We start from the raw sequence: 15,236 nt of genomic DNA, 5'->3' as shown, positions 1-15,236 counted from the left end.
GATGCAAGGCCGCCTCTGCATCTGCTTTGGCGGCCCATAACACTCATTGAAAATTGATGGCTGATAATTCGCGAGGCTCAAGCCGCGCGGAATATCTTCGCGCCGGATGGAGCGTTGATCGCGCCGCCGTCGACGGTGATTTCGATCGCCGTCACGTTGGCGGAATCGTCTGAGGCGAAATAGAGCGCGGCTTTCGCGATTTCGTCGGCTTCACTCATGCGGCCGAGCGGGCTGAGGCTGCCAAATCGGGCCTGCAGCGCATCCAGGGCCTCCGGCGTGCTGGCGCGCGGTTCCCAGATCGGCGTCTTGGTGGCGCCGGGCGTCACCTGGTTGACGCGGATGCCGCGGGGCGCGAGTTCGGAGGCGAGATTGCGGGTCATGGCGCGAACCGCGCCCTTCGTGCCGGCATAGGCCGAGGCGCCGGGAATGCCGAGCACGGCATGCACAGAGCCGTTCAGGATGACGGAGCCGCCATCGTTCAGATATGGCAAGGCGGCCTGCACGGTGAAGAAGACGCCGGTGAAATTGATGCGGACGATGGTTTCGAACTGCTCAAGCGTGGTCTTGCCGAGCGGAGTATCGCCGGCAATACCGGCATTGGCAAAGACCACATCGAATTTTCCAAGCTTCTCCGCGGCCTCGGCAAACGCCTTCTCCATGGCAGGAATATCGGTGGTGTCGGCCTGCAACGCCAGCACGCCGCCGCCGAGCTGTTCGGCTGCCGCGGCCAGTGTCTTGGCATTGCGGCCTGTTATGGCGACCTTGGCGCCTTCGGCGAGGAAGAGGCGGGCGGTGGCCAGTCCGATGCCGCTGTTTCCACCGGTGATGACGGCAACCTTGTTCTTGAGACGCATGTTCGTAGCTCCTGTTGGCTTTTGACACGATCTGGATTATGATCGTTATCTATAAGGATTATGATCGTAATCCATTTTGTCAAGCCAGGCATGAGAGGATTTTCGATGGGCCGCTCACAATTGGAGAAGCAGAAGACGCATGAACGCATCGTGACGCTCGCCGCCAAGCGTCTGCGCGAGGAGGGATTGGAAGGGATCGGCGTTGCCGACCTCATGAAGGAAGCGGGGCTTACCGTCGGCGGCTTCTACAAGCACTTCGCCTCTCGCGACGAATTGGTCGCGGAAGCTGTGGAGTCGGCGATCGGATCATGGCGGCGGCAGCAGGAGGACAAGGGGATTGATCCCAAAAGCATCTCGCTCGATGAGTATGTCGATACCTATCTCAGCGAGCGTCACCGCGATCATTGCGGTGAGGGCTGTGCCTATGCGGCGCTGACGGCGGATATGGCGCGCAGCAGCGATACGGTCCGCGCTGTTGCGACGGAAGGCTTGCGGAGGAATTTCGATGCGATGACGGCGCGCATGCCGAAACCGGAGACAGCCGAAGCCAGACGCAAGGCGATCATCGCTTCCTGCCTGATGACCGGTGCGCTCGGCCTTGCGCGCGTGTCAAATGACGAGGCTCTTTCCGATGAAATTCTGGAAACCGTGAGGTCGTTCGTGAAGGAGTTGCCACAGGCGGAATAGCAAAGCGGCCGGCTGATGCCGGCCGCCTGTCAATGTCTGAAGGCTGCAGTCGATTAAGCGGCGAGAGCCAGCTCCGAGGCGCGGGCCTGGGCGGCACCGACGGCCTTTTCGGCAGCTTCCGGACCAAAAGCAACGCCTTCGATGTAAACGGTCTCGACATCGGTGATGCCGATGAAGCCGAGAACCGACTTCAGGTAGGGAACGGCATGGTTCAGCGGGGCAGCCGGGCCTTCGGAGTAGACGCCGCCGGAAGCAAGCACGATATAGGCCTTCTTGCCGGTCGCCAGACCCTTCGGGCCGGTTTCCGTGTAGGTGAAGGTGCGGCCGGCACGGGCGACGTTGTCGATCCAGGTTTTCAGCGAGGAATAGATGTTGAAGTTGATGAGGCCGGTGCCGATGACCAGGGTGTCGGCTGCCAGCAGCTCGTCGATCAGCGCGTCGGAAACCTTGACCAGTTCCTGCTGCTCGGGCGTGCGGGCGTCAGCCGGCGTGCGGATGGCGACCGTGAAGGGGCCATCGATGTGCGGCAGGTTGTCGGCAGCGAGGTCGCGCTTGACGAGCGTCTTACCCGGATTGTTGGCCTTGATCTTCTCGGCCAGTTCGGTGGCGATCTTCGTGGAGAGCGAGTCCGGACGCGGGCTGGAGGTCAGAAGCAGAATGGAGGACATATCCGTTTTCCTTTTCAATGAGTTGCTAAATCGGCTGGGAGAGTCCGATCACGTTCGCCTCCATAAATAAGTCGTCAGTGCTATCGAGAAAAACTGTGATAATATGGATTGGAATTATCGATAGAATGGATGGCAGATGCTCCCCAATCCCACCCTCGACCAATTGCAGGTCTTTCTGACCGTTGCCGAGTCAGGCAGTTTCTCGGCCGCCTCGCGGATGCTCAACCGCGCGCAGTCGGTCATCAGTTACACGATTGCCAATCTGGAGGCCCAGCTCGAAATGCCGCTGTTCGAGCGCTCCGGCTCGCGCCAGCCGAGGCTGACGGATGCGGGCAGGGTGATGCTGGAGGATGCGCGTCGCATTCTTTCCGATCTGCAGGTAATGCGCGCACGCGTGAAAGGCCTGAAGAGCGGCCTCGAGGCGGAGGTGGCTGTTGCCATCAGCGTCATGGTGCCGGTGCATGCCACCGTCGATGTGTTGCGGGAATTCCGCGATCGCTTCCCTTATGTTTCCCTGCGCCTCGACACCGGCGAACTCGGTTCGATGCTGGAGCTGGTTGCCAGCGGCAAGTCGACGATTGGTATCGGCGGCTCGGTGTTGAAGCAGGATGATGCCCTGGTCATTGAGCGCATCGGACATTCCTTCATGATGCCGGTCGCAGCTCCGACGCATCCGCTCGCTTTGCTGGGACGGCCGCTGACGCTTGCCGACGTGCGCGAAGAGGTGCAACTGGTCGTCACCGACGCGTCAAACCTCACCAATGGCAAGGATTTCAACGTCCTGTCCTACAAGATCTGGCATCTCAGCGACATCGCCACCAAGCATCAGCTGATCCGCGGTGGTCTTGGCTGGGGCGGCCTGCCGGCCTCGTTCATCATGGAGGATCTGCAGAAGGGACGGCTGGTGCCTTTGGCTCTCGATGCCTATGACCAGAGCGAATATCCACTCTATGCCATCCGCAAGGTGGATAATCCCCCTGGCCCTGCGGCTGCCTGGATGATCGAGGCTTTCCGTGATCGTCTGTCGCGATGCCCGAGTCAGGAGGACTTCAAGTCCACTGTCGAGATGTTCCATCCAGACGACAAGCGCCTGGCGGCCGAGTGAAGAAGTCCTCTCCCTGAATAAAGGGAGGCCAGGTGCGTAAGGTGCTTTTTCGTATCGTGAGCTCCTTCTCCCCAGTGGGGAGAAGGTGGCCCGAAGGGTCGGATGAGGGGGGAAGCGCCTCGAATCCATCAGCTTTCGTGTTCTTGGCATCCCCCCTCATCCGCCTGTCGGCACCTTCTCCCCGCCGGGAGAAGGGGTGGTCAATGCTTACAGCACCAGCCGGTAGCTGCGGAAGCCGTCAGCACCTTCGCCGGCGTCTTCGATCTTCACGCTCTTGACCTGATCGAGAAAATCCTTGGCCTTCGGCGAGCTCTGGAACCGCACGGTCGTGTCCGCCAGCGGCTTGAAGGTCCAGTTGCCGTCGGCGGTCGGATTGATCGTGCCCTGCTCGTGGACATAGCGCACGATGACGTCGCGGTTGGTGTCCGGCGCCTGGTAGACGACTTTGTCCGCGGTGATTTCCGGGAAGTTGCCGCCGCCGCCGGCGCGGTAGTTGTTGGTGACGACCAGGAACTTCTGTGCGGGGTCGATCGGCTTTCCATCGAACTGCAGGTTCTGGATGCGGTTTGCATCGGCATTCAGAACCTTGCCGTCATCGCCGAAGCGGCGCGGCTGCGAGACATCGATCTGGTAGGTCACGCCGTCGATGACGTCGAAGTTATAGGACGGGAAGCTGCTGTTGATCAGATCCGCGTCCTTGGCGCCCGGCTGTACCTGGTTGAACATCGCGGCCGACATTTCCAGCCAGTTCTTGACCTGCGCGCCGTTGATAACAACGGCCTGGACGGTGTTCGGATAGAGATAGAGGTCGGCGACGTTCTTGATGGCGATATTGCCCGCGGGAACGTCCGTATAATAGTCGGCGCCGTTGCGCCCGCCGCATTTGAAGGGTGCTGCAGCCGAAAGAACCGGCAGGTCCTTGTACTGCGTCTCCTTCAATATGTTCTTGATGTACCAGATCTGCGCCTGGCTGACGATCTGCACAGAGGGATCGTCGGCGACCAGCGCGAAGTAGGAATAGAGCGGCGCAGACGTCTTGCCGACGGGCGTGCGGACATAGGTCAGCGTCGCCTCATGCTCGGCCTTGGCGGCTTCGACGACTTCCTTCTTGTCGGTGACGTCAGCGATGACCTTCTTCTTGTCGTCGCGATGGTAGATCGGGCGTGCTTCGGAGGTGAAGTCGACGATCTTCCAGCTCTTGCCATCCTTTTCGAGCAGCAGGTCGATGAGGCCGAGATGCGAGCCCCAGAAGCCGGCCATGACGGCAGGCTTGCCGTGCAGCGTTCCCTTGACCGGATCGGCGTCCTTGATGCCATCCCAGGTCTTCGGGCCGGGGAAGACGAGATGCTGGTGGCCGGTGAAGACGGCATCGATGCCGTCGACCGCAGCGACGTAAAGCGAAGCGTTTTCCATCTTCTCGCTCGGGCCGCTGCCGTCGATGCCGGAATGGGAGAGGGCGATGATGATATCGGCGCCTTCGGCCTTCATGACCGGAACCCAGGCCTTGGCGGCTTCGACGATATCGCGGGTCTGCGCCTTGCCTTCGAGGTTCTTGATGTCCCAGAGCATGATCTGCGGCGGCACGAAGCCGATGAAGCCGATCTTGATCGGGCTTTCATTGCCGGAGCCGTCCTTGATCTTCTTTTCGAGGATCAGATAGGGCTTGAAGAACAGGTCGTCCTTCGTCGGGTCGGAAGCAAGCTGACCCTTGGTCAGGTTGGCGCAGACGAACGGGAAATTCGCGCCGGCCAGCACCTTGAACATGAAATCGAGGCCATAGTTGAATTCGTGGTTGCCGAGCGTGCCCACAGAGTAGCCGAGCGTGTTCATCGCCTTGATGACCGGATGGACGTCGCCTTCCTTCATGCCGTGCTGATAGGCCATGTAATCGCCCATCGGATTGCCCTGCAGCACGTCACCATTGTCGATGAGGAGCGAGTTGGTGGCTTCGGCGCGGATATTGTCGATGATCGTCGCCGTCCGCGTCAGGCCCATCGTGTCGTTCGGCTTGTCGGCATAGTAGTCGTAGGGGAAGACGTTGACGTGAATGTCGGTCGTTTCCATGAGTCGCAGATGTGCCTGATTACCGGCGGCGCGCGCCGCGAAGGGATGCAGCACGATCAGTGCGGCGGTCGCGCTGAGGCCTTGCAGCAGGGAACGGCGCGACATGCTGGGCAAATCCAGAATGGAAGACATAAGACACTCCTTCAACGATGGGGCTATGGTCCGTCGATCATCTCTCGGGCGAGGGAGATTAGGACGATTTTTGAAGGTGTGCACCAGGAATGTGACAGGCTTATTGTGGATCGTAGCCGGCTTGTGCCGGCATGCCATCAACGTTTGAGAACCGGCTTTATGTCCTTGTGGAAAAAGCGAAAATAGGATGCGACCTTAGCCGAGGCGTTGGATGAACGATCGAATTCGATACCGATGCGGCCGTTGTGAGCCCAGCGCACGAAACCATCCAGCAAGCCGATATCGTCGCATTCGACGCGAACCTTGCTGCCGGCGGCCGCATAGAGCGGCGACTGCAGATCGAGCGCGATACCGCTGGTGGAAATATTGACCACGCGGCCGGCGACGAGCTTGGTGAAATAGCGAACCTGGCCCATCAGCCGAGCGTGATGGCGCGGCGAACCCCTCGTCTTGATTTTTAGATTGCCTTGAACGAGAGATTTCGAAGAGAATTGCATGACGTTATCCCGGCTCGTGCATTTTTTCCTGCTCTGGATAGCAGGTTTGCATTGAGGGATGCTTAGAGTAATCGCTAAAATTGTAGGCAGCCGTATCGAATCGATACCGCAAATCAGTGCCGAACGCGGCTGCAATATGAATTTGAGAGGGGCAGAATATGCGCATCGTTTCTTTGAATGCATGGGGCGGTCGGCTGCATGATCCGCTTATACCCTATGTCGCCGACGTCGATGCAGATGTTCTGTGCCTGCAGGAAGTGGTCCGCACGCACGACGCACAATCTGAGTGGCTGGTCTATCGCGATCATGGTGTCGAGCTTCCGCAGCGCGCCAATCTTTTCGAGGAGGTGAAGGCTGCTTTGCCGGCTTACGATGCCTTCTTCCTCCCCGTCGCGCGGGGCGATCTCTTCGACGGTGACACGCGATTGGACTCTGAATTCGGGCTGGCGACTTTCGTGCGCAAAACCCGTCCAATCATCGGCCAGGCAGCCGGCTTCGTTCACGGCGAGTTTTCAGCTGACGGTTATGGACCGCATCCGCGCTCCCGCAATGCCCATTGCATCCGTCTCTTCGACTATGAGCGCGGCTATCCTATAACCATTGCTCATATGCATGGCCTGCGAGATCTGGAAGGCAAGGGCGATACGCCGGCCCGGCGCCATCAGGCGCACGCGCTGGTCGAGATCATTCGCCAGGTTCGGCAAGAGGGCGACAGGCTGGTCGTTTGCGGTGACTTCAACGTGTTGCCGGATAGCGAGACCTTCGAGATTCTTGCCGGCCTGGGGCTTGTCGATCTCGTCACTTCAAGGGGACATGACGACACGCGCACCTCGCATTACAAGAAGCAGCCGCGTTTTGCCGACTACATGCTCGTGACGTCGAATGTCGAGGTCATCCATTTCGATCCTGTCGCGGAGCCAGAAGTGTCCGATCATCGTGCATTGCTGCTGGATATCCGCTGACGAAGATCACAGGCCAACATTCGGCCGGTCGATGATCTCGCGAAGCGCGAAGCTGGAATTGATCTTCACGACGTGCGGCAGGGCCGAGAGCCAGTCGCGATGGATGCGCTCGTAGTCCTCGAGGTCCCGCGCGGCGACCCGGAGTATGTAGTCATATTCGCCAGACATGAGGTAGCAGGACAGCACATTGGGGCAGCGCTTCACCGCGGTTTCGAATTCCAAAAGCGTCTTTGCGAACTGGCCTGACAGCGAGATGTGCACGAAGGCGATCATCTTGTAATCAAGCGCCTTGTGCGAGAGATGCGCGTGATAACCGTCGATGACGCCGCTCTTTTCCAGAATATCGAGCCGCCGCGAACAGGCCGAGGGCGAAAGCCCGACCTTCTCGGCCAGTTCCGAATTGGTGATCCGGGCGTTCTGCTGCAGCATCCGCAGAATCGAATGATCGATGGCATCGAGGTCGGACATTCGAAAAACTTTCGAAAAAACTCCCATTGACGCAATAAATCACGAAAAATGACCGCAAAGCAAATCGTCTTTGCAAGGACATTGCGGGACGGAGGTGGTCTGATTTCACTTGGAGAAAATGAAAGACGCAAAAGCATTCGAGGAGGAATGAAATGCGCGTTGGCTGCCCCAAGGAAATCAAGAACCACGAGTACCGCGTCGGGCTGACGCCGGCATCCGTTCGCGAATACATCGCCCATGGCCACGAAGTCTGGGTCGAGACGAAGGCCGGTGCCGGCATCGGTGCCGATGACCACGCCTATGCGGCTGCCGGCGCCAAGATCGCCGCAAGCGCCAAGGATATTTTCGAGAAGTGCGATATGATCGTAAAGGTCAAGGAGCCGCAGCCGTCTGAATGGGCGCAGCTCCGAGAAGGCCAGCTTCTCTATACCTATCTGCATCTGGCGCCTGATCCGGAACAGACAAAGGGCCTGCTCGCCTCCGGCGTCACCGCTGTTGCCTATGAGACCGTGACTGACGAGCGCGGCGGCTTGCCGCTGCTTGCGCCGATGTCCGAAGTCGCCGGCCGCCTGTCGATCCAGGCGGGTGCAACCGCTCTGCAGAAGGCCAATGGCGGCCTCGGCATCCTGCTCGCCGGCGTGCCCGGCGTACTGCCGGCAAAGGTAGCGATTATCGGCGGCGGCGTTGTCGGCCTGCATGCGGCCAAGATGGCAGCCGGCCTCGGTGCCGACGTCAGCATCCTCGATCGCTCGCTGCCGCGCCTGCGTCAGCTTGACGATATCTTCAACGGTCGTGTTCACACCCGCTACTCCAGCATCCAGGCGCTGGAAGAAGAGGTCTTTTCCGCCGATCTCGTCATCGGTGCCGTGCTGATCCCCGGCGCCGCCGCGCCGAAGCTGGTGACGCGCGAAATGCTGTCGGGCATGAAGAAGGGCTCGGTCATCGTCGATGTCGCCATCGACCAGGGCGGCTGTTTCGAGACCTCGCATGCGACGACGCATTCCGATCCGACCTACGTGGTGGAAGGCGTCGTGCACTACTGCGTTGCCAATATGCCGGGTGCCGTTCCCGTGACCTCGGCCCATGCGCTCAACAACGCCACCATCTATCATGGCCTCGCCTTGGCCGATCGTGGCCTGCGCGCCATCGCGGAAGACAAGCATCTCCGCAATGGCCTCAATGTCCACAAAGGGCGCATCACGAACCGGCCGGTGGCCGAGGCGCTCGGCTACGAGGCCGTTGCTGCGGAAAGCATTCTGAACGTTGCGTAAAGCCCATCGCGCGCACGTCAGATGGAGGCGCCGGCATCCGCATATGCCGGCGCTCCTGTTTTATCGATCCGGCACTGATAGCAATTGTTGCGTGCCGAGCGGACGTGGACATAGGCGATGTCTGGACGCTCAAGTAGCGAAGCTGCGTAGGCCGGGATGTCGCCGGTCGACGTCACGGCACCGGTCCCGTAGACGATCCGGTCATTCTTGCCATAGCCGCGCACGATGAAATCCTTGCTGGTCGTCAGCACCGGCGGCAGCACTTCTACTGCCTCATAGCGCTGGCACGGCGTCTTGTGCAGGAACACCGGACCCGTCTCCGCATAGGGCTGCAATTCCGGGAAGGGGCGATAGGCGAAGACGAACAGCTCTTCGCCGGCATCGATATTGCGCAGACAATGGCGGCAGGGATGGCCGGGGCCATCGGAAATCATGGTCTCCGGCCGATGACCATAGGCATCTGTGCCACCGTTCCACAGAACTTCGGCATCGGACGTGGGCATGGCTGCAAAGGCGATGGAAGGCATGGCAAAGCTCCTTTTGAGATTTGCCATGTGATGCGCCGAAGAGAGGTGCGAAGCCACCCGATTCCTGCGGCTTCAGTGCCCTAGCCTTTCTTGGCGAGCTCAAGCAGTTCCTTGTCGCTCAGCGGCCGAACGATACCTTCGCCGGTCGAAATCGGCGAGAATCCGAACATCTGATAGAGCTGCAATGCCCTGGGATGATCGAGATTATTTGTGGTCGTCACGATGCGCTGCGGGTTCAGCGTCCAGATGGCGTAGAGCGACTGCAGCAGAAACCATTTGCCGATGCCGAGACCGAGCGCGTTTTCGATAAGGCCGAAATGGCTGAGTTCGATCGTCTCCTCATCCTGGCGGAAATATTCGAAGAATCCACCCGGCGCGCCGTTGACGTAAAGTACGCTGATATCGTTGCGCTGATCGTGAAGAACGGCCGTCAGCTGCTCGTCGGAGAGGCGTAGACGCTCCACCCAATGCCAGCGGGCGCCCACCTGGCGATAGAGATAGCGGTAGAAGGGCAGCGGGATGCCAGGCGTCCGCATGATCGCGGTCTGGATATTGACCGGCACCGGCAGACTGGCCTTGGGCGGCGCGGTCATTTCCAGGCGGGTGATGTGAACCTTGATGGAGGAGGGCGTCTTCACGGCCATGATGCTCAATCTTGACCGGTGACGATGGGCGTATCCGCCCGGCTGCCCCATTCCGACCAGGAGCCGTCATAGAGCTTGTTGTTGCCGTGACCGAGAGATTCGAGCGCCAGCGTGATGATGGCGGCGGTAATGCCGGATCCGCAGGTCGTCACCACAGGCTTGTCGAGATCGATGCCGGCCTTCTCGATGGTTTCCCTCAATTCCGGCAGCGACTTGAACTTGCCATTCGTGGCAAAGACGCCGGATGGCAGGCTTCTCGCGCCCGGCATATGGCCCGAGCGCATGCCTTCGCGGGGCTCCGGCTCCGTAGCTGCGAAACGGCCGCCACTGCGGGCATCCGCGATCTGCAGCGAACGGCTGTCGACGATTTCTCGCATCTCTTCGAGTGAAACGACGCGGCTGCCGTTGAACTTGGGCTTGAAAGTTGCGGGAGCAAAGCTAGGCGTTGCCGTCTCCAGCGGCCGCCCTTCGGCCTTCCAGCCGTCCAGACCGCCATCGAGTACAAACACATTTGGCGCCCCCATGACGATGTGGAACAGCCACCAGACGCGCGGTGAGGCAAACAGGCCTGGACCGTCATAGATCGCGATGCGATCGCTGTCGCTGATGCCGAGCTTGCCGACTTCGGACGCGAAGAATTCGGGCGAGGGGACCATGTGGGGCAGGTTGGTCGAATGATCGGCAATTTTGTCCTGATCGAATCGGATCGCACCGGGAATATGGCCACTGGCATATTCGGCATCGGCATTGCGCTTCTGGGCCGGCAGATAGAAGGATGCATCGAGGATGCGAAGGTCCTTGGCTCCCAGCTCGCCTTGCAGCCAGTCGGCAGATACGACGAAACGGCTCTTGTCCGCTGTCATGATGATCTCTCCCTGCTTATGTCTCTTGGTTTTGATATCGGGATATCGGGATAAGGATATAGGCGTTGCCCGGTCAATTCTCGTCGTTCGGTGCGCCGAAGCGAATGCGGAAGCGCCGGTTTTCCTTGCCCTTCTTCTCGATCTTGGCGATGTGGATAGCGCCGACCTCCTGCGTCTCCGACACATGCGTGCCGCCGCAGGGCTGGCTGTCGATGGCCGAATCTTCGCCGATACAGACGAGGCTGACCCGGCCGAGGCCCATGGGCGGGCGCACATTCTTGGATTTGACGATGCCTGGATTGGCAACCAGCTCTTCGTCCGTGATCCAGCGGACGAAAACGGGATGGTTCTCATTGACGAGCGCCATCATTTTCGCCGTCACCGCATCCTTGTCGATCGTCTCGCTCATGTCGAAATCGACGCGGCTTTCATCTTCGCCGACCGCAGCACCCGTAATCGGATAGGGGCAGACCACCGAAAGCAGATGGCAGGCCGTATGCATCCGCATCAGCTTGTAGCGGCGCGCCCAATCGATGTGCAGCACCAGCTTTTCGCCGAGGATGGGCAGGGGCTGATCTTCGAGGGGGACGTGAATGATGATGTCCTTGATCGGCCCATGTTTCGTCTGACCGAGCATGATCCTGGAGCCGTCACCGCGCTCCAGGAAACCCGTATCGCCCGGTTGGCCGCCCGAGGTGGCGTAAAAGCAGGTCTGATCGAGCTCGATGCCCCCGTCCTCGTGGATTGCAGTGACAACGGCTTCGGCGGTCGAGAGATAGAAATCGTCACGATAGAGGGCATTGACGGTCATCAGATCACGCTGTTGTTTCGTATGGGACGGCGATTTCAGTCCGCTTTTCCAAGTAGCCTGGCACCGGCAAGCCCTTCGACTTCAGGAAGTCGGGATTGAAGAGCTTGGACTGGTAGCGATTGCCGTAATCGCACAGGATGGTCACGATCGTATGTCCGGGACCGAGATCTTTGGCGAGACGAACCGCGCCGGCAATATTGATGGCCGTCGAACCGCCGAGGCACAGACCCTCGTGTTCGACGAGATCGAAGACGTAGGGAAGCGCTTCGGCATCGGTGACCTGATAGGCGAAATCGGGCGTGAAGCCTTCCAGGTTCGCCGTGATGCGGCCCTGACCGATGCCCTCGGTGATGGAGGAGCCGGAGGATTTCAGCTCGCCGTTCTTGTAGAATTCATAGAGGGCCGCGCCTTCCGGGTCGGCAATACCGATCTTGACGTCCTTGTTGAAGGCATGCAGCCCCATGGCTACGCCCGCGAGCGTGCCGCCGGAACCGACCGAGCAGATGAAGCCGTCGATCTTGCCATCAGTATCGTGCCAGATTTCCTTGGCGGTCGTCTCGATGTGGGCCTGACGGTTGGCGACATTGTCGAACTGGTTTGCCCAGATCGCGCCGTTAGGCTCGGTCTTTGCGAGCTGTTCGGCTAGCCGGCCCGAGACCTTCACATAGTTGTTCGGGTTCTTGTAGGGGACAGCCGGAACCTCGACCAGCTCGGCGCCGAGCAGCTTCAGCGCATCCTTCTTTTCCTGGCTCTGTGTCTCAGGAATGACGATGACGGTGCGATAGCCGAGCGCCTTGGCAACCAGCGTCAGGCCGATGCCGGTATTGCCGGCCGTGCCCTCGACGATGACGCCGCCGGGCCTCAGCAGCCCCTTCTTCTCGGCATCGCGGATGATGTAGAGCGCGGCGCGATCTTTCACCGATTGGCCGGGATTGAGAAATTCGGCCTTGCCGAGAATGGTCGAGCCCGTCGCCTCGGAGGCGCCCTTGAGCTTGATCAACGGCGTATTGCCAATTGCTTCGAGGACGGACGGATGGACGGTCATTGGAATCTGCCTTCTGTTCGCAACTACTGTAAGAACGGTCTTTTCCCTTCACAAGGCGGTATAGGCAAGAAATTCTGTTCCTCGCTATTTGTTCGCGCCGCAAAATTCGACTTGGCAACCTTCGTCCGCCGAAGTCTGCCACACGGCGCGCCAGTCTCCATTCGGTGACATTGTTTCCCTCGCTGGGCCGCCAACAGGCCGAAAGCGGCCACAATGATACGTTATTTCTAAAATGCCACGGGCGGCCTCGGTAAAGCGTTTGATTCAGGCGGCCGCCAGCCAAGGAGAAGAGCCATGAGCCCGTTCATCGCACGTCCTGAACATGGAGTCGTCTGGATTACCGGCGCGAGTTCCGGTATCGGCCGCGCGCTTGCGCTGAAACTGGCGGATGAAGGCTATAAAGTTGCCGTGACTGCCCGCAGCCATGACAAGCTTCTGGCCTTGCAGGCAGAGGCAAGCGCACTTGCCGGCAGCATCGTCGTGCTCGACGGCGATGTGACCAATGCCGAGGATATGGAGCACACCGTTGCAGCCATCGAATATCAGCACGGCCCGGTCGCCCTGGCGATCCTGAACGCTGGCATCTATCTGCCCGCGCGCGGCGAAGACCTCAATCACGAGGCGTTCGAGCGCAGTTTCGCCGTCAATCTTCATGGTGTCGTCAATTGCCTCGTTCCGGCGGTCCGACATATGCGCGCCAGGGGATACGGCCAGGTTGCCCTCGTATCTTCCGCAGCCGGCTATGGCGGCCTACCCGGGGGCGCTGCCTATGGCGCCAGCAAAGCCGCACTCATCAACATGGCCGAAAGCTTGAATTTCGAGCTTGATCGCATGGGCATCCGTATCCAGCTTGTCACGCCCGGTTACGTCGATACGCCGTTGACGGCAAAGAACAAGTTCGAGATGCCCGATATAGTATCGGCGCAGCAGGCGGCCGAGGCGATATCGGCCGGATTGAAATCATCGGCCTTCAACATCTGCTTCCCGAAGAGCCTGGTTTTCCGGGCAAAGCTTTTGAAGTTCTTGCCCTATAGCCTCTATTTCCGGGTGCTCGGATATCTTCTGGGAAGCGGCAGGAAGCGCCGGCCTGTCGGGCCGCATATTACCGCGCATCCGGCCGAATAGCGCCTATCCATCGTCTTTAAGCGATGCGTGTGCAGCGAGTGCGCGCTGCCGCGCCATGGCATGATCGACGATCGGCCGGGGGTAGTGCTTGCCGAGTTCTATGCCTGCACGCTTGAGTACGTCATCAGGCGCCTCGAACGGTCGATGGATATATTTGCCTTCGAGCTTGGAGAGCTCCGGCACGAAAGCCCTGACATAGCGGCCATCCGGATCGAATTTCTCACCCTGCAGCACCGGATTGAAGATGCGGAAGAAGGGCGAGGCATCGGCGCCGGAGCCCGCAACCCACTGCCAGTTTGCCGTATTAGCCGCCGGATCGGCATCGACGAGCGTATCCCGAAACCAGGCTTCGCCTTTGCGCCAGTCGATCAGCAGATCCTTGATCAGGAAGGAGGCCGCGATCATGCGAACGCGATTGTGCATCCAGCCATGGCGCCACAGCTGCCGCATGCCGGCATCGACGATCGGATAACCGGTTTGCCCGCGTTGCCAGCGTGTGAGCAGCTTGGCATCGGATAGCCAAGGAAAATCATCGTAGCGATTGTTCCAATTGGCTGTCCGAAGCTTCGGGAAATGAAAGAGCTGATGGTAGCAGAATTCCCGCCAGACAAGCTCCTTGCGAAAGCGGACGATATTATCCGCCGAGATTTTGCCTGATAGTCCGCGCGTCGCGTGCCAGAGACGGGCAGGCGAAATCTCTCCAAGCGCCAGATGCGGCGAGAGCAGGGAGGTCGCCGGTCTGTCCGGAAAATCGCGGCCGACCGCATAATCATCGATGGCGCCATCGACGAAATCCTTGAGCTTCTCATGTGCCGCGGTCTCGCCCGGCGTCCAAATGTCAGGGAATTCTGCTGCCCAGTTGGGCTTTGTGGGCAGCATTGACCAAGAGGCGAGCGCGTCCGATTGCGGCCAGCGGCTGGGTGCGAGGAGCTTTGCGGGCGCTTCTATCGGAAACGGCGGCTCGCCGGATTGCTCGAAGGCACGCCAGAATGGCGTGTAAGTCTTGTAATGGTCGCCTGCGCCCGTGCGAAGGCGTGTCGGTTCATGCAGCAGCTGGCCGGCAAAGCTGTTGGCCTCGATGCCCTTGCTCCGCAACGCCTTCTTGATTTGGATGTCCACATCGATCCCAGCCGGATCGTATCGACGGTTCCAGACGACGGCTTCAGCCTCGGTTTCCTCAATAAGTTTTTCGAGCACCGTCAGCGCATCGCCCTGGCGGAGGATGAGCCTGTTTCCGAGTGCATCAAGGGCGGTTTGCAAGGCGGTGAGCGAATGATGCAGCCACCATTCCTGCGCTCCGCCAAGCGGGCCACGCTCCGTTGCATCCGGCTCGCGAATATAGACGGGAATTACCGCGTGGCCCGATATTGCCGCCGCCTGTAGCGCGTGGTTGTCGTCGAGGCGGAGATCCTTGCGAAACCATAGCAGGATGGGATTCGGCTCTTTTGTCGATGTCGTCATGGTCCTGGCCGATCGCCTATCCTCTGTTGCTTGTCGCATGCCTTGTAATGGG

Annotated in this window: 16 protein-coding genes; 5 read left to right on the top strand and 11 right to left on the bottom strand. The window is 59.8% G+C overall.

Features of this window, described 5'->3' with window-relative positions; translation table 11 throughout:
- Window positions 1-77: 77 nt before the first annotated feature.
- Window positions 78-854, bottom strand: a complete 777-nt coding sequence (locus tag FHT84_RS19615) for an SDR family oxidoreductase (protein ID WP_183763561.1) — start codon at window positions 852-854, stop codon at window positions 78-80.
- A gap of 105 nt (window positions 855-959) precedes the next feature.
- On the opposite strand from FHT84_RS19615, the gene FHT84_RS19610 reads away from it, so the two are divergent.
- Complete coding sequence (locus tag FHT84_RS19610; RefSeq protein ID WP_183763558.1) at window positions 960-1,541, top strand: TetR/AcrR family transcriptional regulator; 582 nt, start codon at window positions 960-962, stop codon at window positions 1,539-1,541.
- Window positions 1,542-1,594: 53 nt separating this feature from the next.
- Here FHT84_RS19610 and FHT84_RS19605 read toward each other — a convergent pair whose 3' ends face one another.
- Window positions 1,595-2,209, bottom strand: a complete 615-nt coding sequence (locus FHT84_RS19605; protein WP_112340986.1) for an FMN-dependent NADH-azoreductase — start codon at window positions 2,207-2,209, stop codon at window positions 1,595-1,597.
- A 136-nt stretch (window positions 2,210-2,345) separates the two neighbouring features.
- Between FHT84_RS19605 and FHT84_RS19600 the strand changes: the two genes are divergently transcribed.
- Window positions 2,346-3,314, top strand: coding sequence for a LysR family transcriptional regulator (locus FHT84_RS19600; protein WP_183763555.1), 969 nt, complete (start codon window positions 2,346-2,348; stop codon window positions 3,312-3,314).
- A 207-nt stretch (window positions 3,315-3,521) separates the two neighbouring features.
- On the opposite strand, the gene FHT84_RS19595 is transcribed toward FHT84_RS19600, so the two are convergent.
- Together FHT84_RS19595 and FHT84_RS19590 are read right to left on the bottom strand one after the other, a co-directional pair.
- On the bottom strand, window positions 3,522-5,510 hold the full coding sequence (locus FHT84_RS19595; protein WP_183763552.1) for a bifunctional 2',3'-cyclic-nucleotide 2'-phosphodiesterase/3'-nucleotidase: 1,989 nt from the start codon (window positions 5,508-5,510) through the stop codon (window positions 3,522-3,524).
- 137 nt (window positions 5,511-5,647) lie between these two features.
- Entirely contained in the window at window positions 5,648-6,007 is a 360-nt protein-coding gene (locus FHT84_RS19590; RefSeq protein ID WP_183763549.1) for a PilZ domain-containing protein, read from the bottom strand.
- 158 nt (window positions 6,008-6,165) lie between these two features.
- On the opposite strand from FHT84_RS19590, the gene FHT84_RS19585 reads away from it, so the two are divergent.
- Window positions 6,166-6,969: an endonuclease/exonuclease/phosphatase family protein gene (locus FHT84_RS19585; protein WP_183763546.1), complete on the top strand. Its 804-nt coding sequence runs from the start codon at window positions 6,166-6,168 to the stop codon at window positions 6,967-6,969.
- Between the two features lie 6 nt (window positions 6,970-6,975).
- On the opposite strand, the gene FHT84_RS19580 is transcribed toward FHT84_RS19585, so the two are convergent.
- Complete coding sequence (locus FHT84_RS19580) at window positions 6,976-7,437, bottom strand: Lrp/AsnC family transcriptional regulator (protein ID WP_112340981.1); 462 nt, start codon at window positions 7,435-7,437, stop codon at window positions 6,976-6,978.
- Window positions 7,438-7,589: 152 nt separating this feature from the next.
- Here FHT84_RS19580 and ald point away from each other — a divergent pair, with 152 nt between their 5' ends.
- Entirely contained in the window at window positions 7,590-8,708 is a 1,119-nt protein-coding gene (gene ald / locus FHT84_RS19575; RefSeq protein ID WP_183763543.1) for an alanine dehydrogenase, read from the top strand.
- Between the two features lie 17 nt (window positions 8,709-8,725).
- Here ald and FHT84_RS19570 read toward each other — a convergent pair whose 3' ends face one another.
- The 5 genes from FHT84_RS19570 to FHT84_RS19550 all read right to left on the bottom strand — a co-directional run bounded on the left by FHT84_RS19570 (window position 8,726) and on the right by FHT84_RS19550 (window position 12,598).
- Complete coding sequence (locus FHT84_RS19570) at window positions 8,726-9,235, bottom strand: DUF1203 domain-containing protein (protein WP_183763540.1); 510 nt, start codon at window positions 9,233-9,235, stop codon at window positions 8,726-8,728.
- An 80-nt stretch (window positions 9,236-9,315) separates the two neighbouring features.
- Window positions 9,316-9,879, bottom strand: a complete 564-nt coding sequence (locus tag FHT84_RS19565; RefSeq protein WP_112341076.1) for a GNAT family N-acetyltransferase — start codon at window positions 9,877-9,879, stop codon at window positions 9,316-9,318.
- A 5-nt stretch (window positions 9,880-9,884) separates the two neighbouring features.
- A complete protein-coding gene (gene sseA / locus FHT84_RS19560) occupies window positions 9,885-10,742 on the bottom strand; it encodes a 3-mercaptopyruvate sulfurtransferase (protein ID WP_183763539.1) in 858 nt (285 codons plus the stop codon).
- A gap of 73 nt (window positions 10,743-10,815) precedes the next feature.
- Window positions 10,816-11,553 (bottom strand): alanyl-tRNA editing protein, encoded by a 738-nt coding sequence (locus FHT84_RS19555; RefSeq protein ID WP_183763537.1) that lies wholly within the window; start codon window positions 11,551-11,553, stop codon window positions 10,816-10,818.
- A 4-nt stretch (window positions 11,554-11,557) separates the two neighbouring features.
- Window positions 11,558-12,598, bottom strand: a complete 1,041-nt coding sequence (locus FHT84_RS19550; protein ID WP_112340977.1) for a cysteine synthase A — start codon at window positions 12,596-12,598, stop codon at window positions 11,558-11,560.
- 294 nt (window positions 12,599-12,892) lie between these two features.
- Here FHT84_RS19550 and FHT84_RS19545 point away from each other — a divergent pair, with 294 nt between their 5' ends.
- Window positions 12,893-13,723 (top strand): SDR family NAD(P)-dependent oxidoreductase, encoded by an 831-nt coding sequence (locus FHT84_RS19545; RefSeq protein WP_183763535.1) that lies wholly within the window; start codon window positions 12,893-12,895, stop codon window positions 13,721-13,723.
- A gap of 3 nt (window positions 13,724-13,726) precedes the next feature.
- On the opposite strand, the gene FHT84_RS19540 is transcribed toward FHT84_RS19545, so the two are convergent.
- Entirely contained in the window at window positions 13,727-15,184 is a 1,458-nt protein-coding gene (locus FHT84_RS19540; RefSeq protein ID WP_183763533.1) for a deoxyribodipyrimidine photo-lyase, read from the bottom strand.
- Between the last annotated feature and the right edge of the window lie 52 nt (window positions 15,185-15,236).

The organism is Rhizobium sp. BK289 (assembly GCF_014193575.1).
Lineage (GTDB): Bacteria > Pseudomonadota > Alphaproteobacteria > Rhizobiales > Rhizobiaceae > Rhizobium > Rhizobium tropici_C.
The sequence above is the reverse complement of the archived record's forward strand: the minus strand, read 5'-3'. Positions and strand labels throughout refer to the sequence as shown.